The sequence below is a fragment of the Allocatenococcus thiocycli genome (genome assembly GCF_921292965.1).
In the GTDB taxonomy this organism is placed as follows: domain Bacteria; phylum Pseudomonadota; class Gammaproteobacteria; order Enterobacterales; family Vibrionaceae; genus Vibrio; species Vibrio natriegens.
Genome location: NZ_CAKLCK010000002.1, coordinates 90,739 through 110,051, shown reverse-complemented (window position 1 = coordinate 110,051; position 19,313 = coordinate 90,739). Strand labels below are relative to the sequence as shown.

At 44.3% G+C, this 19,313-nt stretch carries 18 protein-coding genes and 10 tRNA genes; 24 read left to right on the top strand and 4 right to left on the bottom strand.

Annotated features, from left to right (window positions below):
* Positions 1 to 150: 150 nt before the first annotated feature.
* From recA to L9Q40_RS02225, 16 genes are all read left to right on the top strand, one after another.
* Positions 151 to 1,197: a recombinase RecA gene (gene recA, locus L9Q40_RS02300; protein ID WP_014232974.1), complete on the top strand. Its 1,047-nt coding sequence runs from the start codon at positions 151 to 153 to the stop codon at positions 1,195 to 1,197.
* A gap of 114 nt (positions 1,198 to 1,311) precedes the next feature.
* Complete coding sequence (gene recX / locus L9Q40_RS02295; RefSeq protein ID WP_065297372.1) at positions 1,312 to 1,779, top strand: recombination regulator RecX; 468 nt, start codon at positions 1,312 to 1,314, stop codon at positions 1,777 to 1,779.
* A 142-nt stretch (positions 1,780 to 1,921) separates the two neighbouring features.
* On the top strand, positions 1,922 to 4,504 hold the full coding sequence (gene alaS, locus L9Q40_RS02290) for an alanine--tRNA ligase (protein WP_498791811.1): 2,583 nt from the start codon (positions 1,922 to 1,924) through the stop codon (positions 4,502 to 4,504).
* Between the two features lie 196 nt (positions 4,505 to 4,700).
* Complete coding sequence (locus L9Q40_RS02285) at positions 4,701 to 5,888, top strand: aspartate kinase (protein ID WP_498791810.1); 1,188 nt, start codon at positions 4,701 to 4,703, stop codon at positions 5,886 to 5,888.
* Positions 5,889 to 5,979: 91 nt separating this feature from the next.
* Positions 5,980 to 6,177 carry a carbon storage regulator CsrA gene (gene csrA, locus L9Q40_RS02280; RefSeq protein ID WP_004415691.1) on the top strand — a complete coding sequence of 66 codons (198 nt, stop codon included), beginning with the start codon at positions 5,980 to 5,982 and terminating at the stop codon, positions 6,175 to 6,177.
* A 243-nt stretch (positions 6,178 to 6,420) separates the two neighbouring features.
* Positions 6,421 to 6,513, top strand: a tRNA-Ser gene (locus L9Q40_RS02275).
* Positions 6,514 to 6,556: 43 nt separating this feature from the next.
* A tRNA-Arg gene (locus L9Q40_RS02270) sits at positions 6,557 to 6,633 on the top strand.
* Between the two features lie 48 nt (positions 6,634 to 6,681).
* A tRNA-Ser gene (locus L9Q40_RS02265) sits at positions 6,682 to 6,774 on the top strand.
* Positions 6,775 to 6,841: 67 nt separating this feature from the next.
* Positions 6,842 to 6,918 (top strand) — tRNA-Arg (locus tag L9Q40_RS02260).
* An 80-nt stretch (positions 6,919 to 6,998) separates the two neighbouring features.
* Positions 6,999 to 7,075: transfer RNA gene (locus L9Q40_RS02255), tRNA-Arg, on the top strand.
* Between the two features lie 78 nt (positions 7,076 to 7,153).
* A tRNA-Arg gene (locus L9Q40_RS02250) sits at positions 7,154 to 7,230 on the top strand.
* Between the two features lie 78 nt (positions 7,231 to 7,308).
* Positions 7,309 to 7,385 (top strand) — tRNA-Arg (locus L9Q40_RS02245).
* Positions 7,386 to 7,447: 62 nt separating this feature from the next.
* A tRNA-Arg gene (locus L9Q40_RS02240) sits at positions 7,448 to 7,524 on the top strand.
* A gap of 62 nt (positions 7,525 to 7,586) precedes the next feature.
* Positions 7,587 to 7,663 (top strand) — tRNA-Arg (locus L9Q40_RS02235).
* A 62-nt stretch (positions 7,664 to 7,725) separates the two neighbouring features.
* Positions 7,726 to 7,802 (top strand) — tRNA-Arg (locus L9Q40_RS02230).
* A 186-nt stretch (positions 7,803 to 7,988) separates the two neighbouring features.
* Complete coding sequence (locus L9Q40_RS02225; RefSeq protein WP_498791809.1) at positions 7,989 to 8,996, top strand: transporter; 1,008 nt, start codon at positions 7,989 to 7,991, stop codon at positions 8,994 to 8,996.
* Positions 8,997 to 9,542: 546 nt separating this feature from the next.
* Here L9Q40_RS02225 and L9Q40_RS02220 read toward each other — a convergent pair.
* The 4 genes from L9Q40_RS02220 to L9Q40_RS02205 are packed head-to-tail and all read right to left on the bottom strand — an operon-like array spanning position 9,543 to position 11,876.
* Complete coding sequence (locus tag L9Q40_RS02220; protein ID WP_498791808.1) at positions 9,543 to 10,160, bottom strand: hypothetical protein; 618 nt, start codon at positions 10,158 to 10,160, stop codon at positions 9,543 to 9,545.
* A 29-nt stretch (positions 10,161 to 10,189) separates the two neighbouring features.
* Positions 10,190 to 10,882, bottom strand: coding sequence for a C39 family peptidase (locus tag L9Q40_RS02215; protein WP_498791807.1), 693 nt, complete (start codon positions 10,880 to 10,882; stop codon positions 10,190 to 10,192).
* Positions 10,883 to 10,887: 5 nt separating this feature from the next.
* Positions 10,888 to 11,217 carry a carbon storage regulator gene (locus L9Q40_RS02210; RefSeq protein ID WP_498791806.1) on the bottom strand — a complete coding sequence of 110 codons (330 nt, stop codon included), beginning with the start codon at positions 11,215 to 11,217 and terminating at the stop codon, positions 10,888 to 10,890.
* 23 nt (positions 11,218 to 11,240) lie between these two features.
* Entirely contained in the window at positions 11,241 to 11,876 is a 636-nt protein-coding gene (locus tag L9Q40_RS02205; RefSeq protein ID WP_498791805.1) for a hypothetical protein, read from the bottom strand.
* Positions 11,877 to 12,457: 581 nt separating this feature from the next.
* Here L9Q40_RS02205 and L9Q40_RS02200 point away from each other — a divergent pair.
* The 8 genes from L9Q40_RS02200 (at position 12,458) to L9Q40_RS02165 (ending at position 19,313) form a co-directional block, all read left to right on the top strand.
* Entirely contained in the window at positions 12,458 to 12,757 is a 300-nt protein-coding gene (locus tag L9Q40_RS02200) for a hypothetical protein (protein ID WP_498791804.1), read from the top strand.
* 64 nt (positions 12,758 to 12,821) lie between these two features.
* A complete protein-coding gene (locus L9Q40_RS02195; RefSeq protein ID WP_010446562.1) occupies positions 12,822 to 13,742 on the top strand; it encodes an IS5-like element ISVa2 family transposase in 921 nt (306 codons plus the stop codon).
* A 75-nt stretch (positions 13,743 to 13,817) separates the two neighbouring features.
* Positions 13,818 to 14,162, top strand: a complete 345-nt coding sequence (locus L9Q40_RS02190; RefSeq protein ID WP_498791803.1) for a response regulator transcription factor — start codon at positions 13,818 to 13,820, stop codon at positions 14,160 to 14,162.
* Positions 14,163 to 14,553: 391 nt separating this feature from the next.
* The gene (locus tag L9Q40_RS02185; protein ID WP_498791802.1) at positions 14,554 to 14,811 is read left to right on the top strand and encodes an oxaloacetate decarboxylase subunit gamma; all 258 of its coding nucleotides are present in this window, start codon (positions 14,554 to 14,556) and stop codon (positions 14,809 to 14,811) included.
* Between the two features lie 31 nt (positions 14,812 to 14,842).
* Positions 14,843 to 16,630 (top strand): sodium-extruding oxaloacetate decarboxylase subunit alpha, encoded by a 1,788-nt coding sequence (gene oadA, locus L9Q40_RS02180; RefSeq protein ID WP_498791801.1) that lies wholly within the window; start codon positions 14,843 to 14,845, stop codon positions 16,628 to 16,630.
* Positions 16,631 to 16,639: 9 nt separating this feature from the next.
* On the top strand, positions 16,640 to 17,770 hold the full coding sequence (locus tag L9Q40_RS02175) for a sodium ion-translocating decarboxylase subunit beta (RefSeq protein ID WP_020333958.1): 1,131 nt from the start codon (positions 16,640 to 16,642) through the stop codon (positions 17,768 to 17,770).
* A gap of 137 nt (positions 17,771 to 17,907) precedes the next feature.
* Positions 17,908 to 18,858 carry an NADP-dependent oxidoreductase gene (locus L9Q40_RS02170; RefSeq protein ID WP_498791800.1) on the top strand — a complete coding sequence of 317 codons (951 nt, stop codon included), beginning with the start codon at positions 17,908 to 17,910 and terminating at the stop codon, positions 18,856 to 18,858.
* Positions 18,852 to 19,313, top strand: coding sequence for a YqaA family protein (locus L9Q40_RS02165; RefSeq protein ID WP_065300192.1), 462 nt, complete (start codon positions 18,852 to 18,854; stop codon positions 19,311 to 19,313). The genes L9Q40_RS02170 and L9Q40_RS02165 overlap by 7 nt, the downstream gene beginning before the upstream one ends.

The following is a 19,313-nucleotide window of genomic DNA, read 5'->3' as shown; positions in this document are numbered from 1 at the left end:
TATACGTAGATCAGCTAAAGTTTTTTCTATACAGGTATAGACACTGTATGAATCAACAGTATAATAACTTTCATTGCTGAGCGATTAACTGCTCGAGAAAAGTTTAATGACTATTCGTCGCCCAAAAAGATGAATAAATCGGAGAAAGTAATGGACGAGAACAAACAGAAAGCGCTCGCCGCTGCGCTAGGTCAAATTGAAAAACAATTCGGTAAAGGCTCAATCATGCGCCTTGGCGATAACCGCGCAATGGACGTAGAAACCATCTCAACGGGTTCTCTTTCTCTTGATATCGCTTTGGGTGCTGGTGGCTTACCGATGGGTCGTATTGTCGAAGTATACGGTCCGGAATCTTCTGGTAAAACGACACTAACTCTTGAGCTTATTGCTGCAGCACAGCGTGAAGGCAAAACTTGTGCGTTTATCGATGCGGAGCACGCTCTGGATCCTGTATACGCGAAGAAGCTTGGCGTAGATATCGATGCACTTTTGGTTTCTCAGCCTGATACGGGTGAGCAAGCGCTAGAAATCTGTGACGCATTAGCGCGCTCTGGTGCTATCGACGTAATGGTTGTTGACTCTGTTGCAGCACTGACTCCAAAAGCAGAAATCGAAGGTGAAATGGGCGACAGCCACATGGGTCTTCAAGCTCGTATGCTTTCTCAAGCGATGCGTAAGCTAACAGGTAACCTGAAGCAGTCTAACTGTATGTGTATCTTCATCAACCAAATCCGTATGAAGATTGGTGTGATGTTCGGTAACCCAGAAACAACAACTGGCGGTAACGCACTTAAATTCTACGCATCGGTTCGTCTTGATATCCGTCGTACTGGCGCAATCAAAGAAGGCGACGAAGTTGTGGGTAACGAAACTCGCATCAAAGTAGTTAAGAACAAGATTGCAGCACCATTTAAAGAAGCAAACACGCAGATCATGTACGGTCAAGGCTTTAACCGCGAAGGTGAGCTGGTAGACTTAGGCGTGAAGCACAAATTGGTTGAAAAAGCAGGCGCTTGGTACAGCTACAATGGCGACAAGATCGGTCAGGGCAAGGCAAATGCTTGTAATTACCTGCGTGAACATACAGAAGTTGCTCAGACTATCGACAAGAAACTTCGTGAGATGCTTTTGTCTCCAGCTGTAGCTGAGGGACCTGAAGCCGGTGAAATGCCAGAGAAGAAAGAAGAAGAGTTTTAACTTCGACTTTAAATAAAAGATATAAAAGCCCTGCGACGCGGGGCTTTGTTGTATCTGCTATATCTAAAGTGCTGAACAACAAGTCTGTACAGGTAAAATAGGTTTAGGATCATCATGTACCAAAAGCGTCAAGCGCCAACTCTTTCAAGTAAAGAAGCTGCGATTCAGTTACTGAGCCGTCGTGACCACGGACAGTACGAGCTATATCAAAAGCTGGCATTGAAAGGGTATGAAGAAGCCGATATCGAAGCCGCGATCAATTTTTGTCTGGATCACAATTATCTTGATGATTTGCGTTATGCCAAAAGCCAGATTCGTCAACATGTCTATAAAGGTCATGGCGAACGCAGGATCCGTCAGGAATTAGCCCAAAAGCGCGTAGCGGAATCGGTTGTCGATGAAGCGATGATGGAAGAGCCACAAGACTGGTTTGAACTGGCAAGAATGGCGGCTGAGAAAAAATTCAAAGGCATAAAAGCCAAAGACCAGAAAGAGTACGCCAAACAGGTGCGTTTTATGCAATATCGTGGATACAGCTTTGACCAAATCAGCTATGCACTGAGCTTTGACGAACACGATTGAGCGGGATTCTCCAGCATTTTTTTTTGTTTTTCTTCAAAATTATTCCTCTAAGACCTCTTTTCCGTAAGAAAACTAGTCGTAGCTGATTGCTTGATCTACAATACGGCGAAATTCTAACTCGACTATTTTCAGGAAGAGCTGCATGTACATGAGCACTGACGAGGTTCGTAACTCGTTCCTCAAGTTCTTTGAAAGCAAAGGACACCAAATCGTAGAAAGTTCATCGTTAGTACCACATAACGACCCAACCCTGCTGTTCACAAACGCAGGTATGAACCAATTTAAAGATTGCTTCTTAGGCTTGGAAAAACGAGCCTATACTCGAGCGACTACGGCTCAACGTTGTGTACGTGCTGGCGGTAAACATAATGACCTGGAAAACGTAGGTTTCACAGCCCGTCACCATACTTTCTTCGAGATGCTAGGTAACTTCAGCTTTGGTGATTACTTCAAAGAAGACGCGATTTCATTCGCTTGGGAATTTTTGACTCAAGTACTGAAACTGCCTCAAGAGCGTCTACTGGTTACTATCTACGAGACCGATGATGAAGCATTTGATATCTGGAACAAAAAGGTAGGCGTTCCAGCAGACCGTATCATCCGTATTGGTGATAAAAAAGGTGGTAAGCCGTACGAGTCAGACAACTTCTGGCAGATGGGTGACACAGGTCCTTGTGGTCCATGTACTGAAATTTTCTACGATCACGGTGAGCACATCTGGGGTGGTCGCCCTGGTACTCCTGAAGAAGATGGTGACCGTTTCATCGAGATCTGGAACAACGTATTCATGCAGTTCAACCGTCATGCCGACGGTACTATGGAGCCGCTGCCAAAACCATCTGTTGATACAGGTATGGGTATTGAGCGTATCTCTGCGATCATGCAAGGCGTTCACTCAAACTACGAAATCGACGTATTCCAAACTCTGATCAAAGCAGCTGCTGAAGTAGTTGGTTACGAAGATCTGTCTAACCAGTCTCTACGCGTTATCGCAGACCATATTCGTTCATGTTCATTCTTGATCGTTGATGGCGTGATGCCTTCAAATGAAGGTCGTGGTTACGTTCTACGCCGTATTATCCGTCGTGCTGTTCGTCATGGTAACAAGCTTGGTGCACAAGGTGTTTTCTTCTACAAACTGGTTGGTGTACTTGCAGAAGTCATGGGTACTGCTGGTGAAGAACTGAAGCGTCAACAAGCGGTTGTAGAGAAAGTACTGCGTATCGAAGAAGAAAACTTCGGTCGTACGCTTGATCGTGGTATGTCGATCCTGAACGAAGCGCTAGATAACCTCGATGGCAAAGAGCTAGACGGTGAAACTGTATTTAAACTTTACGACACCTACGGCTTCCCTGCTGATTTAACTAACGACGTTGCTCGTGAGCGTGAGTTCACTATCGACGAAGAAGGTTTTGAGAAAGCCATGGAAGAGCAGCGTCAACGTGCTCGTGAAGCTGGCCAATTCGGTACAGACTACAACGCGACAATCAAAGTGGACGCGGAAACTGAGTTCTGTGGTTACACAGGCACAAAAGGTTCAAGTTCTGTCGAAGCCATGTTCGTTGAAGGCAACGAAGTTGAATCACTGTCAGCAGGCGATAAAGCAATCATCGTACTTGGTGAAACACCATTCTACGCTGAGTCAGGTGGTCAGTGTGGTGACGCTGGTGAGATTCGCACAGAGTCCGGCGTATTCCGTGTAGAAGACACTCAGAAGCTAGGTAATGCAATTGCGCATTACGGTGTAATGGCTGAAGGCGTTCTGGCGAAAGGTGATGATGTTGCAACAATCGTAGACGCTGAGCGCCGAGCTGCAACTTCACTAAACCACTCTGCAACACACTTACTGCACGAGGCACTACGTCGCGTATTAGGTGAGCACGTGCTACAGAAAGGCTCTCTAGTTCGACCTGAAAACCTACGTTTTGACTTCTCACACCTTGAAGCGGTAACAGCAGCAGAGCTAAAAGAAGTGGAACGTCTGGTTAACGCTCAAATTCGTCGTAACCACGCTATCGAAACCAATATCATGGACATCGAGTCTGCGAAGCAGAAAGGTGCGATGGCATTGTTCGGTGAGAAATACGACGATGAAGTTCGCGTACTATCGATGGGTGACTTCTCGACAGAGCTATGTGGTGGTATCCACGCATCTAACACGGGCGACATTGGTTTGTTCAAGATTACGTCGGAAAGCGGTATTGCTGCGGGTATTCGTCGTATTGAAGCGGTAACAGGTGAAGCAGCTCTAGACGTGATCGAAGCTCAAACAGCTAAGTACGAAGAGAAACTGGCAGAATCTGCGCAAAAATCGAAAGCGCTTGAAAAAGAAATTCAAAAGCTGAAAGACAAGATGGCTGCGGCAGAAAGCGCAAACATCATGGGTAAAGCGGTAGAAGTTAACGGTACAAAAGTATTGGTTGCGGCTCTAGAAGGTGCTGACAGCAAAAACCTACGTACTATGGTTGATGACATCAAGAACCAAATGGGTTCTGGTGTTGTACTTCTGGCTAACATCACGGGTGACAAAGTTGGTTTGATCGCTGGTGTAACTAAAGATCTGGTTGGCAAAGTCAAAGCGGGTGATTTAGTTAAAATGGTAGCAGAGCAGGTTGGTGGTAAAGGCGGCGGTCGTCCTGATATGGCGCAAGCTGGCGGTACTGACGTAGCGGCACTTCCAGAAGCAATCAAAACTGTTCAGCCTTGGCTAGAAGAGCGCTTGTAACAAGCTATAAATAACAAATATACGCTCAATCAATTTGTTTTGATTGGGCGTAATTTTTTTAAGTTGACCAAGTGGTTTAATGGACCAGAGATTAAGCTGGCCCACTAAGCTGCTTGGTTTTTCTTGTAACTACCACTTATATAAACAGAATGTATGTGGTCCGAATGAGACTTTGGTCTTGGGAAGGTGAAGACTGGTGAAAAAGCCCCTTATCGTGCAAAAGTTTGGCGGAACCTCTGTGGGTTCAATTGAAAGAATCCACCAAGTTGCTGAACACATCATTAAGGCGAAAAATGATGGTAATCAAGTTGTTGTAGTTGTGTCTGCTATGTCAGGCGAAACCAATAGGCTTATGGACCTAGCTAAACAGGTAGATAGCGTTCCTACAGCCCGAGAACTTGATGTTTTGCTCTCTGCTGGTGAGCAAGTGTCGATGGCACTGTTGGCGATGACACTGAACAAAATGGGTCATCCTGCACGCTCACTTACCGGAGCACAGGCGAACATTGTGACTGATAACCAGCACAATGACGCAACGATTAAGCACATTGATACTACGAGAGTGATGGCATTGCTTGAACAAGAGCATGTCGTTATCGTCGCAGGTTTTCAGGGTGTGAATGAAAATGGGGATATCACCACATTAGGTCGAGGAGGCTCAGATACGAGCGCAGTGACACTGGCTGGTGCACTACGTGCTGATGAGTGTCAAATCTTTACCGACGTTGATGGTATTTATACTTGTGACCCACGTGTAGTAAAAACGGCGCAAAAAATGGCAGTGATTGACTTTCCTTCAATGGAAGCAATGGCAAGCCGTGGTGCTAAAGTTTTACATTTACCTTCGGTGCAATATGCATGGAAGAACAATGTACCACTACGCGTGCTTTCTACATTCGATGTGAATGAAGGTAGTTTAGTTAAGGGAGAGATTGGCACACAAGCCATCTCTGGTATAGCTATTCAACGAGACCTTGCCATTATTGAAGTAGATAAAGAACATTTGTCTAGTGCTACAAAGCAATGTCAGATGTTAGGTATCGATATCTGGAATGTGATCGAGGAAACAGAACGGACAGGTATCATGATAAAACAAGATGCATGTGCCAAGTTCGATCTGGTGTTCAGCGATAAAATCCGTAATAGTGAAATGGTAAGCCTGTTGACCGCAGTAGGGCTTGAGGCCAATGGAATGGTCAAGCATGCATGCGATTTGCTGGCTGAGCAAGAGATTGCGATCAATTTCTGCGCAACGAATGCACTCACTATGATGCTAGTATTATCTCCTGACTGTGTGGATATGGCGGCAAACATTCTTCATGATGCTTACATTACGTCTAGTGAAGCGTTAAGCATTCAGCAAAAACATGCCCTAATAGGGTGATTTCGCTAACAAGGTAGTTTACGAAAATATAACTTTTGTTGGATAATAGCGTGATAGCAAGAAAATTTAGAGATTACTCAAGGAGCATAGAATGCTAATTTTGACTCGTCGCGTAGGCGAAACACTGATGATTGGTGATGAGGTAACTGTAACTGTACTAGGTGTTAAAGGTAACCAAGTGCGCATCGGCGTTAACGCTCCGAAGGAAGTGTCAGTTCACCGCGAAGAAATCTACATGCGCATTCAAGCTGAAAAAGGTAACGGTAACGTTGCTTCAGGCAACTACTAAGTATCATCTGTTTACAGAGCTTAGTTTGAATGAAAAAGGCTAGCCGAAGGGCTGGCCTTTTTAGTTTCTGATAAATGTCATTTTTTCAGAGAAGACTCTCTTTTTTTCATCATAATAGGGTGGTAAAATTCGTTTAATAGTCACTTTGATTAAATCGGCATCGGTTAAGTGTTTTTTGCGGTTTTTTTCAAAGAAAGTGTTTGACTTATTTTCGGTAAAACGTAATATGTGCCTCCGCAAGACGGTGAGGTGGCCGAGAGGCCGAAGGCGCTCCCCTGCTAAGGGAGTATGTGGTTTGTAGCCGCATCGAGGGTTCGAATCCCTCCCTCACCGCCATTCTTGCCTTGTTTGAGTTAGCATCCAAACAAAGAACAAAAGTGCGTCCTTAGCTCAGCTGGATAGAGTACCTGGCTACGAACCAGGCGGTCGGAGGTTCGAATCCTCCAGGACGCGCCATATTCTTTTACATTATTCTTTGATGATGTATTCGAGTATGAATAATGTGGTGAGGTGGCCGAGAGGCCGAAGGCGCTCCCCTGCTAAGGGAGTATGTGGTTTGTAGCCGCATCGAGGGTTCGAATCCCTCCCTCACCGCCATTTATTGACGTAGCAGTCAATTTTTTTTGTTCTAAAACAAAGTAATGTGATTTATTTCACAAAATGTGCGTCCTTAGCTCAGCTGGATAGAGTACCTGGCTACGAACCAGGCGGTCGGAGGTTCGAATCCTCCAGGACGCGCCACTTTCAAATAAGTCTGACTTTTTTGAAAAAGAATTTAGGGTATTGCCCTGATATTGACTAAAGTTGATATCGAAACGTGTGCGTCCTTAGCTCAGCTGGATAGAGTACCTGGCTACGAACCAGGCGGTCGGAGGTTCGAATCCTCCAGGACGCGCCACTATTTCTTTGAAAACGAAAGACAGGGTATTGCCCTGATATTGATTTCCTGTTTACAGACATTGATATCGAAAACTGCGCGTCCTTAGCTCAGCTGGATAGAGTACCTGGCTACGAACCAGGCGGTCGGAGGTTCGAATCCTCCAGGACGCGCCACTATTTCTTTGAAAACGAAAGACAGGGTATTGCCCTGATATTGATTTCCTGTTTACAGGCATTGATATCGAAAACTGCGCGTCCTTAGCTCAGCTGGATAGAGTACCTGGCTACGAACCAGGCGGTCGGAGGTTCGAATCCTCCAGGACGCGCCACTTATTGAGGGTAATGCCCTGATATTGATAACCTGTTTATAGGCATTGATATCGAAAACTGCGCGTCCTTAGCTCAGCTGGATAGAGTACCTGGCTACGAACCAGGCGGTCGGAGGTTCGAATCCTCCAGGACGCGCCACTTATTGAGGGTAATGCCCTGATATTGATAACCTGTTTATAGGCATTGATATCGAAAACTGCGCGTCCTTAGCTCAGCTGGATAGAGTACCTGGCTACGAACCAGGCGGTCGGAGGTTCGAATCCTCCAGGACGCGCCACTTATTGAGGGTAATGCCCTGATATTGATAACCTGTTTATAGGCATTGATATCGAAAACTGCGCGTCCTTAGCTCAGCTGGATAGAGTACCTGGCTACGAACCAGGCGGTCGGAGGTTCGAATCCTCCAGGACGCGCCACTTATTACAAAGCCTCGCTTATGCGAGGCTTTTTTGTTTAGCTTCATACAGTCATCCCTGCTTACTTTCACCTCACTCATTTTTTTGTGCGCCAGCCTGAAAGTCGTTGATTTATTTCGTTGAGTTATTGCTAATCCATTGGTTCTGACCTATTCATTTATAACCGCCAAAGAAAAGGAGGTTATTATGATACGGAACACTCTGTTGGGAAGTACTCTTGGCTTAGTATGTATGGTTCCCATGGTTCAAGGAGCTGAAGGTGATGATCTTCCGCAACGAGCTCAAACGGTTAGTGACGTTTTCGAACGGCCTGGCGTCCTTACCCCTAAAGGAAGCTGGTCATTTGATACTTCTCTTAATTACACGCAAAACTCTTCAAATAAGGTCTCAGTGGTTGGTTATACCATCTTACCGACGTTAATTGTTGGTCGTATTGAAGTGAGTGATTCTGACCGAACGACGATTACTGCCGGCCTCACTACTCGTTATGGCTTAACCAATGCGACAGAGTTGGAACTTCGTATTCCCTACGTCTATCGCAACGATCAAGTCGCAACGCGTCCTATTCAAGATGGTGCGAACCAAGAAGTCGTAAATACCACCGTTGATGGTGGAGGGCTGGGGGATGTTGAGCTTGCTCTAAGGCATCAGTTCAACTTTGAATCAGTCCCTTATTGGATTGGTGGTTTAAGAGTTAAGTCCGATACAGGTCGCTCTCCCTACGATGTATCTATTGAACCAGACAGTAACGCGTTCAGTGATGTGCCAACAGGATCGGGCTTTTGGAGCATTGAACCAAGTCTTACTATGATCCATCCCGCTGATCCTGCAGTTTTATTTGCAAGTCTTAGTTATATTTACAATCTTGAAGATGATGTCTCAATTGGAGAAGGCGAAGAGGAACAAGAGGTAGAAGTTGAACTTGGTGATACCATTGCATTGTCGGGAGGTATGGGCTTTGCGGTCAATCCAGACCTGTCTTTTTCTCTCGGTTTGAGCCATAAGACCATACTAAAAAGTAAGATAAATGGCAGTTATTCAGAAGATGCCAAATTGCTGCAGTTGGATTCATTCATCTTTGGTATAAACTATGCGTTTAGTGAGAACTCCTCGGTGAATGTCAGTGCTCAAGCGGGATTAACTGAAGATACACCAGATTTCCAACTAACCATTCGAGTCCCTTATAATATTTAATCTAGACTCGAATAGCTCGAATAGAAATAGAAATAGAAAGGAACTAAAGCGGATTATCTGATCAGATCTTTCAACCAAGAATGGCTCCTCACAAAGGAGCCAATCACGAACAAATAAACCAGCAGAATTTTTGTTATATTGACCTTTTACCCGTCATAGTAATTAACGGCTCGTCCATCTAACTTATTAAAATACGCGATAACCATGTTGCGTTTCCTTTTCGCTATAGAATTATAAATAAGTTTAGCTCTAAACCTAAAAAATAATATAAAATAGTGACTTATCGAAAATTTGTACTAGGTGCTCAAGCATTTTCTTCCTTATGCTATTGTGACGATTAATTTTCTGTCATTGTTATTACAGCGAGTAAATGTCTTATGAGCTAAAAAACAGAAAAGTCATCGCTTTATACCACTCCTACTTAAAAATAGGTTTGATGGCGATGACTTATACCGATCTCAGAATATCTGTCTCTTACTTTTTAACACTTTAAATGTGAACTAAAAAGTGGCACCTTTACTGCTAATGTATAAGGTGCATTCGTCACTAGTCAAGATGATTAAGTAAGGCATCCTCTAGCCGATTATTGGCACGAATTTGTTGAATAACTCCACTAACTTGTGCATCTATGTCGATAATAGTGCTTAACCCAATGACGCTATTATCGGTTGTATTCTGAATAATATTAACAATACTTGAATTGATAAATTCAGAGTTAATAATATCCGATTGTTGGAAGTTAGGGATTTGTGGCATACCCGTTATCTGGTCAGAGATGGTTTCATCTTCGATGCTGTTCCCTTGTCCAATCTGAACTATGTTAATCAAACTTTGATCTAAGGCATCTTGGTTTGCATTGATGTTGGATAAGTTGCCATTTTCAATGACTAAATTAGCGATGCTGGAATTGAAAATGTCTTGTCCATTGATGCTTGTAATGACGCTCAAACCAATGTTGATAACGTAGTCGCTGGTGACCTGAAACCCTCCTCGATATTGCGCGAGTGAACTCTGAGGTAACGGCTCTAATTCTTTGAATTCAACTTCGTTTGCACTCGCCATTTGAGTAAAAAAGAAGTGTGACAATACGAGTAGGCACAGTGTGACTAGGTTCTTTTTAAGGAACAGAATCTGATTTAAAAATAGACCCTTTTTGAAAAACATGTTATCCAGCCTTAACCGTTCGTTAGTTTTCACCTGATACTAAAGTTTTCACCTGATACTGGTACGGTGGTACTAAAGATCCCTAATGAATCTCGTGATACTCCTGTATCTAACGGTGAGCGTTGATAAACGGCAAATTTGTCGTCTGTGATGAAACTAGAGCGTCCGGCTTTAGCTTCGCTACGCACTAATAGAACAATACCTTGGTAAAACTTCTGAAACTTTTCAAGCTTCATGACCATAGTGCCCCTGGAAGGATCGCCTAAAATGACGGAGTGACTATTAATGCCTTTGATCACGACAAAGTGCATATAGCCATCAAAATTGACCAACGTTATTCCTGGAACACCAAGATCGCGGACTTTTTCTATGCTCACCTGAAAACCGTCTGAGCGTAAACCGATCGATTCTAGGTAGAGTTTCATATCAAGCAAAGAAAAGCCTTTCTCTTTAATTTGTTTTTTGTCACCTCGCTCATACATTGATTTAAAAATCTCTTGTTCTGAAGATTTGGTATCGTAGTGATAATTCAGTAGTGATGCCAAAGCCGCAGAACCACAGCTGAAGTCATACTGTTGACGAAAGATATCGCCAAACACCATTTCTTTGTAGCTTTTTACCGGTACCGAATAGTGTGCTCGGGAAGGTAAAAACTCTAAAGAATTGGCTGATACCGAAAAGAATATGAGTATCAGCCAAAAATAGTTACGCAAAAGGTTCATATTATCTACTTGAGTGTCAGATTAACGACGGTTGCGTTCTGGATAACAACATTGTTCCCGGTGTTTTGAATCACACTAGCAATCCCAGAACTCCCTGCAAACGCTCCTGGCGCAAGAATATTATTTCCGCTCACTGTATTTAACGCGAGATTATCTGACGAAATACCGGACAAATCTGTGTCTGAGTAAATCGAGTCGATCTCAATTTCTAGATGACCCCCTCTCGATTCACTCAGAACATTTGTACCAATAACTTCTTCGTCAGATAATTCTAGGTCGTCAGCGAATGCAGAAACGGCAATTATCATACTCAAGGTAAAGACTGCCAAACGCATCGCGATCTCCAAGTTATCAATGGCTATTCACCAGTAAATAGGTTTGCATTGGTTACGACAGATTGTTGCACAAGTGAGTTTGCACCCGCGATTTGACCAACAGTAGTAATACCCGCTACACCACTCATGCCGTCGATACTATTGAAATTTTCAACTTCTATCTCGGCGTCGTCATCAGTGTTTGTGTAAATCACCAAACCAGCAGCAGTACCATTTAGAGTCGAACTTGCTACGACCATATCAGTACTTACAGATAGTGTGTTGTAGCTGTCGTCAGTATTGTAGCTGTCGTTAGTACTGTTATCGTTAAAGCTGTCATCAATTTCCACATCTAACGTATCGCTGTTATCAGTGTACTCGTACTCGTTGAAGCTATCGTCAATACCAACACCTAAAGTTGTGTTTGTATTGTTGGTTGTATCGTCATTAAAGCTATCTTCGACTTCCACATCCAAGTTGTCGCTGTTGTCAGTGAGCTGGTTAAAGCTATCATCAATACCAACGCCTAGTGTGTTAGTGTTAGTAGTGTTAGTGGTGTTTGCGCTGTCATCCCACTGCGCATTACCGTTGCCGTCATCAACCCCATTAAAAGCCAAAGATGATCCACTAAATAGAAGTGCAGATACCGCGATAGCTAATCCTGTTTTGCTAAGAATCATAATGATTACTCCATTTTCATTTTTGAAAAGACTGTACAACTTCTGTTTGCTTACTAATGATTTCTGATTGCTTCCTGATGTTCTCTAGGGCAGCGTTGATATTATAGATAAGATAATTCGTGAGCATTTTGGGGGGAGGAAGGTTTTATAGATAAAATGGGTCTGAATTTCACTGGAAATTGTTTGTAATCATTTAGTTATATAAGCCTCGAACGATAGTGCATAATAAGTATGAAAGTAAATTTATATTAAGGCTTAAATAGTATGAGTTCTTTGGTATAAGCGGTAGGTAGGAATCTATTGGGTATTTTTGTTTGTAAATATGAGTAGGGTTGAATTTTAGTATTAAAAATTAATGGGTTGATAAAATGGAAGTGGGTAAATGGTTGGTCATGGCTGAGTGTCTTTTAATACTTTTTAATGACTCAATTGTTTTATTTTAGGCCTCATCCTCATTATCATCTGCTATAGTTCCTCGTATTAAATCTCTTGTTATAAAGAGGCTGGAGAAAAGTAAGGCACCTTAAATTTCATTAAAAAAACCAATGTAATTAATTAATTAAGAATAAGTGGTGGGAATTATGGGAACTAAACACCTATTCATACTTTCAGAAGATAACTTGCAGAGCAGACTTATCGAGGAGCAGTTATCTCTAATACCTAACGTGAATGTAAAAACGCTGCTACCTGAGGATGTTGTTTTTAATTGTCACTCCTTAAATGTTGACCTGGTTCTGATGGATTATGACTTTATTCATCAATTAGAGTTGAGCAATCAAATACCTGATTTTGATGTACTTGGCTGGCCACTAATGATCCATAATGTCCCTAACCAGGGCGTTCATGCGAATATACTGCGTTGGACTGGCTTTGTTGCGTAATTCGATGGAACTAAATCAAGAAACTACGATCTGAGCGGCTACGCCCATCAATCGTCGTAGCCTCATGCCTAAACCTCGTTACAAAACAACTAACTGGAAGCAGTACAATAAATCCTTAATCAACCGTGGTTCTCTGACCTTTTGGATTGATGAGGAAGCGATAGCTGAGTGGAAGCAAAACAAACAAGGCAAGCGTGGTAGACCTCGCCGATTCAGCGACTTAGCCATTACTACCGCACTGATGGTGAAACGCGTTTTCTCTATGCCCTTGAGAGCGCTGCAAGGTTTTCTAGACTCCGTATTTAAGCTGGCTAACATCCCGCTTGTTTGCCCGCACTACACCTGTATAAGCCGCCGAGCTAAGGAAGTTGAAGTTTCATTTAAAACCAAAACCAGAGGAGCAATACAACATCTGGCCATTGATGCCACTGGCCTCAAGGTTTATGGCGAAGGTGAATGGAAGGTCAAGAAGCATGGAACTGATGGGAAGCGAAGAGTCTGGCGTAAGCTGCATATCGCGGTAGATACAAGCACCCACGAAATAGTCGCAGCAGAGCTGAGCTTATCTAACGTCACTGATGCCGAAGTGCTCCCCAACTTACTCAAGCAAACACGTCGTAAAATCATTGAGATATCAGGCGATGGCGCTTATGACACAAGGAATTGCCATGATGCCATACGGATCAAGCGAGCTGTTCCGCTCATCCCGCCAAGAGAAGGAGCAGCCTTCTGGGAACAAGGGCATCCTCGTAACTTAGCGGTAGGTTGCCAGAAGCTCTACGGCTCCAACAAGAAGTGGAAAAAGCGGTATGGCTATCATAAGCGCTCTCTGTCAGAGACCGCAATGTACCGAGTAAAACAGTTGCTAGGTGGGAAATTAAGTCTAAGAAATTACAACGCTCAGGTTGGCGAGACTTACGCCATGATCAAAGCACTGAACAAACTTACAGGGCTTGGTATGCCTGAAACTCAGTATATTGTATAAAAGTCGCTCAACTTTAGGAGGTTTGGTTTCTCGTCTGAATTACGCAACAAAGCCCGTTGGACTTTGCTGAAAGGCGTGTTACTTCGAAATGCCCCCGTCACTGCTATTCGTGACTGTGTGGAACATATTTTCAATGGTGGCTTATGGTTACCGAGAAGCTATCTAGAGAAGCTGGTTAACGATTATCGTTGTGCCAACTCAAATAAAGATTCTCAACATGACATGTTGACATGCAGAGAGCGGCAAATCTTAGCGCTACTTGTCTATGGCGTATCGAACCAAAAAATCGCGGAACATTTGTTTTTATCGGAGAGTACCGTGAAAAGCCACATATACAAGCTGTACAAAAAGCTTGATGTCCACTCTCGACATGACGCGGTAAAGTTAGCTCGCTTGAATGGCGGGTTGACAGCGCAGTAAGTAGAGAAGAACAATCTAAATAATCTTGATTTAAATAAGCAGTTGAACACTTTTACTGGTTAAAATCGCTAATAGACGATGTTGTTAAGGGCGTAGGCTTTCTGCCTTAATAACTCTTGGCTGCAATGGCATGTTGTTGTTAGCGACTTTTCCGACACGATACTGTGATGTGTCTTTTGTTTTGCATTTCTGTTAATTCTTTAACATCCCCTTCTTTTGGTTTGCACCCGAAATGTGATCTGGGTAGTGAATGAATAATCATTTGTAGGGATTACTACAAACCTTCCTTAAACAAAATTGACAAAGTTTAACCAGTCGAGATAATCCTTTGGTCGGGAAATGACACAATTAAAGTCCTGTGCCTGTCAGGATGACAACGAAAGGAATCAACATGACTAATATAGGAAGCCTGCTGGTAGATGCGGCCACTCTCATGATTACTGGGATGGCGGTTGTATTTATTTTCCTCACTATTCTTGTTTATCTCGTTCGGCTCATGTCGAGACTCATACCAGAAGAAGTCCTAGAGCCGATCGCTGCACCTAAAATAAAAAACAATAATCAATCAACCTCTTCAGCTGTTAGTCCACAAGTCGTGGCGGCGATCTCGGCTGCGATTCATCAACATCGCACCTCTGTCGCGAAGTAGCCGAAATAGGATTAAAAAGGAGTTTAAGAGTATGTCTAAACCACTAGCGATTACGGATGTGGTCCTGAGGGACGCCCATCAATCATTGTTTGCTACGCGAATGCGTATCGACGATATGCTGCCTATTGCGGCTGAACTGGATAAGATTGGTTATTGGTCTTTAGAAACTTGGGGTGGGGCAACGTTTGATTCGTGCATTCGATTCCTTGGAGAAGATCCGTGGGAGCGTCTGCGCGAGCTGAAAAAAGCGATGCCAAATACACCAATGCAAATGTTACTACGTGGTCAGAACCTTTTAGGATACCGCCATTATGCTGATGATGTAGTAGAGAAGTTTGTTGAGCGTGCGCATGCCAATGGTATGGATGTTTTCCGTATCTTTGATGCGATGAATGATGTGAGAAACTTCCAAAAAGCCGTTAAAGCGACTGTGGATGTTGGTGCTCACGCACAAGGCACGCTGTCTTACACAACCAGCCCAGTACACAACGCTGACACGTGGGTTGATCTGGCAAAACGTCTGGAAGACCTAGGCTGCCATTCTTTATGTATTAAAGACATGTCAGGTCTACTAAAACCTTATGAAGCTGAAGAGTTGATTACTCGTATCAAAGCATCATGTGATGTGCCACTGGCACTGCACTGTCATGCAACTACGGGTCTATCAACGGCTACGGCGATTAAAGCGGTAGAAGCGGGTATCGACATTCTTGATACTGCGATTTCATCAATGAGTAGTACTTACGGCCATACGCCAACAGAAACTGTGGTAGCGATGCTTCAGGGTACAGAGCGTGACACTAACCTGAAACTGGAAGAGATTGAGCCGATTGCTGCTTACTTCCGTGAGGTTCGTAAGAAATACGCGAAGTGGGAAGGTCAATTGAAAGGCGTGGACTCTCGCATTTTGATTGCTCAAGTACCAGGTGGCATGTTAACCAACATGGAAGGCCAGCTTAAAGAGCAGGGCGCTGCCGATCGTCTTGATGAAGTACTAGAAGAGATCCCTCGTGTTCGTGAAGATCTTGGTTTCATTCCATTGGTAACACCAACTTCGCAAATTGTCGGCACTCAGGCTGTTATCAACGTACTGACTGGCGAGCGCTACAAGAGCATTACCAAGGAAACTGCGGGTCTGTTGAAGGGCGAATATGGTCAAGCGCCTGCGCCAATCAATGCAGAGCTACAAGCTAAAGTTCTGGAAGGTAAAGAGCCTATCACTTGCCGTCCGGCTGATTTACTAGAGCCAGAAATGGAAGCACTGACAGTTGAGTTGATGGATAAAGCGAAATCTGAAGGCATCAAGCTGGCGAGTGAAAGAGTTGATGATGTATTAACTTACGCACTATTCCCTCAAGTTGGCCTTAAGTTCCTGAAAAACCGCGGCAACCCTGAAGCGTTTGAGCCAGCTCCTACCTTAGAATCTTCTAAACCTGCTCCGGCACCAGTTGCTCAAGCATCAGTAGGCGGCGTAGAAACATACAGTGTTCGTGTTGACGGACAAGTTTATGAAGTAGAAGTAGGACCGCAAGGTGAGCTGACGTCGGTAACACCTTCAGCAGCGCCAGCGAAAGCAGTGGCTCCAGCAGTACCAGCTAACACTTCCGCTGAGTCCGTTCCTGCTCCACTTGCGGGCAACATCTTTAAAGTCAATGTACAGCCAGGTGCTGAAGTGGCTGAAGGTGACGTGCTACTGATCTTAGAAGCGATGAAGATGGAAACGGAAGTTCGAGCTGCGCGTGGTGGTATCGTTCAGGAGTTAAATGTGAAAGAAGGTGATGCCGTGACGGTAGGTGCACCTCTTCTTAGCCTGGCGTAAGGGAGTATCATGGACGGATTGATGACCCTATGGTTAGAAACAGGGATCGCTAACTTTGAGTTTGGCCAAATCTGCATGATGCTGGTTGGCTGTACTCTGCTGTTTTTAGCGATTCGAAAGGGTTTTGAACCCCTGCTTCTACTTCCAATTGGTTTTGGTGCGATTTTAGCTAACATTCCTAATGCGGGCTTCACCGAGCCGGGTGGTTTGCTGTACTACGTCTACCACATCGGGATTGAGTCGGGTGTATTCCCGCTGTTGATCTTTATGGGCGTCGGCGCAATGACGGACTTTGGCGCGTTGATTGCGAACCCTAAAACGCTTTGGTTAGGTGCTGCTGCGCAGTTTGGTATTTTTGCAACGCTATTTGGTGCGATTTTGCTGAACTATGTACCGGGTATGGAATTCTCTATGGCAGACGCATCGTCAATTGCGATTATCGGTGGTGCTGACGGCCCAACCGCTATTTTCCTGGCAAGTAAACTGTCTCCAGACTTACTAGGCGCGATTGCGGTAGCAGCATATAGTTACATGGCGTTGGTGCCGATTATTCAGCCACCAATCATGAAAGCGCTAACCACGAAGGAAGAGCGTCAGGTGAAAATGGCTCAGTTGCGTCATGTCGGTAAGTGGGAAAAAGTGATTTTTCCGCTAGCTGTACTGTTGATGACCATTCTGTTTTTGCCATCTGCAACACCTCTGGTAGGGATGTTCTGTTTGGGTAACTTGATGCGTGAAGCAGGGGTTGTCGATCGTTTATCGAAGACAGCCCAGAACGAACTTATCAATATCGTGACCATCTTCCTTGGTCTTGGTGTTGGTTCTAAGTTGCAAGCGGATAAGTTCCTAAACTTGGAAACGCTTGGTATTTTGGCTTTGGGCGCGGTTGCTTTCAGTATCGGTACGGCAGCTGGCGTTCTAATGGCGAAGTTACTCAACAAGTTCTCGAAAGAAGACATCAACCCACTTATCGGCGCGGCTGGTGTTTCTGCTGTGCCAATGGCGGCGCGAGTGGTGAACAAAGTGGGCTTGGATGCAAACCCACAAAACTTCTTGTTAATGCACGCTATGGGTCCTAACGTAGCGGGTGTTCTTGGCTCTGCAGTAGCGGCAGGTATTCTGCTTGCACTGGTCGGCTAGTATGTGGGTAACATACTCGCGCAGTGACTGTGCGGGGGATTAAATTATCCGCTTACAGCCATTAACTTAGCTAAACAAAATGGTTTATAGTCAAAGGGATGCTTCGGCATCCCTTTTTGTCTTTCAAGGAATGGTTTATGGAACACAAACAAATAGTTATCACTGAATTTGGAGATGCAAGCGTACTTGCGGTTCAACATGCCCCAACACCGTCACCACAGTCAGGTGAAGTGTTAGTTAAGGTTTCTTTTTCTGGCATTAATCCTATTGATGTGAAGACTCGTGCAGGTCTGGGCTGGGCTGCGGCGCAAAACAAAGACAATCTGCCTTGGGTTCCGGGATATGACATTTCAGGCGAAGTCGTATCTTGTGGTGAGCAAACATCCCGATTTGCTGTTGGAGATAAGGTAGCTGGTTTCATTGGTTTTCCAGTAAGAGGTGGCGGATATAGTCAATATGTATCTGTGCCTGAATCAGAACTGAGCCACGTACCAAGTAATGTCCCTTTGGAATCGGCGGCAGTGCTTCCTCTTGCCGGCCAAACCGCGGCTCAGGCACTGGAGAAAGCCAATGTCACAGAAAGCGATCGTGTTTTAGTCCTTGCTGGTGCGGGTGGCGTAGGACACATTGCGGTGCAACTGGCTGTGGCAAGCAAAGCTGAAGTTTTTACAACTTGTAGTGAGCGAAATGTCGATTATCTCACGTCACTTGGTGCTCATGCAGTGAACTATCAACTAGGGCCAGTGTCAGAACGTGTTGAAGACATAGATGTTTTAATTGATTTAGTGGGTGGAGATGCAGCTCTGGACGCTCTCAAATGTCTAAAGCCTAATGCTAGGATTGTTACTATTCCTACGATTACCGCGGAGCAGATTTGCGAACAAGCGAAACAGTTGGGCTTAGAAGCGAACGGTATGTTAGTTGAGCCTAAGCCAGAGCAGCTGGATTCTTTACTGTATATGGCTGATGTAGGTTTACTAAAAACAGAGGTTCAACATGTCTACCCAATGGACGAGGTTGTCGCAGCTCACGAACAAGTGGAATCTGGACGCACTCGAGGCAAGGTTTTGCTTGATATGACATGTTAGAAGCATTCAATGCTGGCTTTGAGAGCATCGCGCTTTGGTTTTCTGGTTCAGCATTGTGGGTGCTTTTTATGACAGGCTTTCTCAGTGCTACCTTACTTCCTGGTGGCTCTGAGGCTGGTCTCATAGCGACCCTCTCTCTAAATCAATATTCCGTCTTTTCCATCATCACTGTAGCCACGATTGGTAATACCCTTGGCGGTTTGACCAATTACTGGCTTGGATTATGGATTCCAAATAAAACCCAGGATGAAAAACATGGCCATACCGCGTTAAAGTGGTTATCAAAATATGGTTACTGGGCTTTATTTTTCAGTTGGCTACCTATTGTGGGTGACCCGCTGTGCTTAGCGGCAGGATGGTTAAGGATGAAATTCCTGCCGTGTGTAATGTTAATATTTTTTGGAAAGGCCGCTAGATACAGCCTTCTAGCAGCCATCTATCTCGGATTATTTTAA

Coding starts and splice junctions, on each gene's coding strand:
- L9Q40_RS02200 (WP_498791804.1), top strand. CDS start 12,458: ATGGGAACTAAACACCTATTCATACTTTCAGAAGATAACTTGCAGAGC.
- L9Q40_RS02170 (WP_498791800.1), top strand. CDS start 17,908: ATGGAACACAAACAAATAGTTATCACTGAATTTGGAGATGCAAGCGTA.
- L9Q40_RS02225 (WP_498791809.1), top strand. CDS start 7,989: ATGATACGGAACACTCTGTTGGGAAGTACTCTTGGCTTAGTATGTATG.
- L9Q40_RS02195 (WP_010446562.1), top strand. CDS start 12,822: ATGCCTAAACCTCGTTACAAAACAACTAACTGGAAGCAGTACAATAAA.
- L9Q40_RS02220 (WP_498791808.1), bottom strand. CDS start 10,160: ATGTTTTTCAAAAAGGGTCTATTTTTAAATCAGATTCTGTTCCTTAAA.
- recA (WP_014232974.1), top strand. CDS start 151: ATGGACGAGAACAAACAGAAAGCGCTCGCCGCTGCGCTAGGTCAAATT.
- L9Q40_RS02165 (WP_065300192.1), top strand. CDS start 18,852: ATGTTAGAAGCATTCAATGCTGGCTTTGAGAGCATCGCGCTTTGGTTT.
- L9Q40_RS02205 (WP_498791805.1), bottom strand. CDS start 11,876: ATGATTCTTAGCAAAACAGGATTAGCTATCGCGGTATCTGCACTTCTA.
- alaS (WP_498791811.1), top strand. CDS start 1,922: ATGTACATGAGCACTGACGAGGTTCGTAACTCGTTCCTCAAGTTCTTT.
- recX (WP_065297372.1), top strand. CDS start 1,312: ATGTACCAAAAGCGTCAAGCGCCAACTCTTTCAAGTAAAGAAGCTGCG.
- csrA (WP_004415691.1), top strand. CDS start 5,980: ATGCTAATTTTGACTCGTCGCGTAGGCGAAACACTGATGATTGGTGAT.
- L9Q40_RS02210 (WP_498791806.1), bottom strand. CDS start 11,217: ATGCGTTTGGCAGTCTTTACCTTGAGTATGATAATTGCCGTTTCTGCA.
- L9Q40_RS02175 (WP_020333958.1), top strand. CDS start 16,640: ATGGACGGATTGATGACCCTATGGTTAGAAACAGGGATCGCTAACTTT.
- L9Q40_RS02215 (WP_498791807.1), bottom strand. CDS start 10,882: ATGAACCTTTTGCGTAACTATTTTTGGCTGATACTCATATTCTTTTCG.
- oadA (WP_498791801.1), top strand. CDS start 14,843: ATGTCTAAACCACTAGCGATTACGGATGTGGTCCTGAGGGACGCCCAT.
- L9Q40_RS02185 (WP_498791802.1), top strand. CDS start 14,554: ATGACTAATATAGGAAGCCTGCTGGTAGATGCGGCCACTCTCATGATT.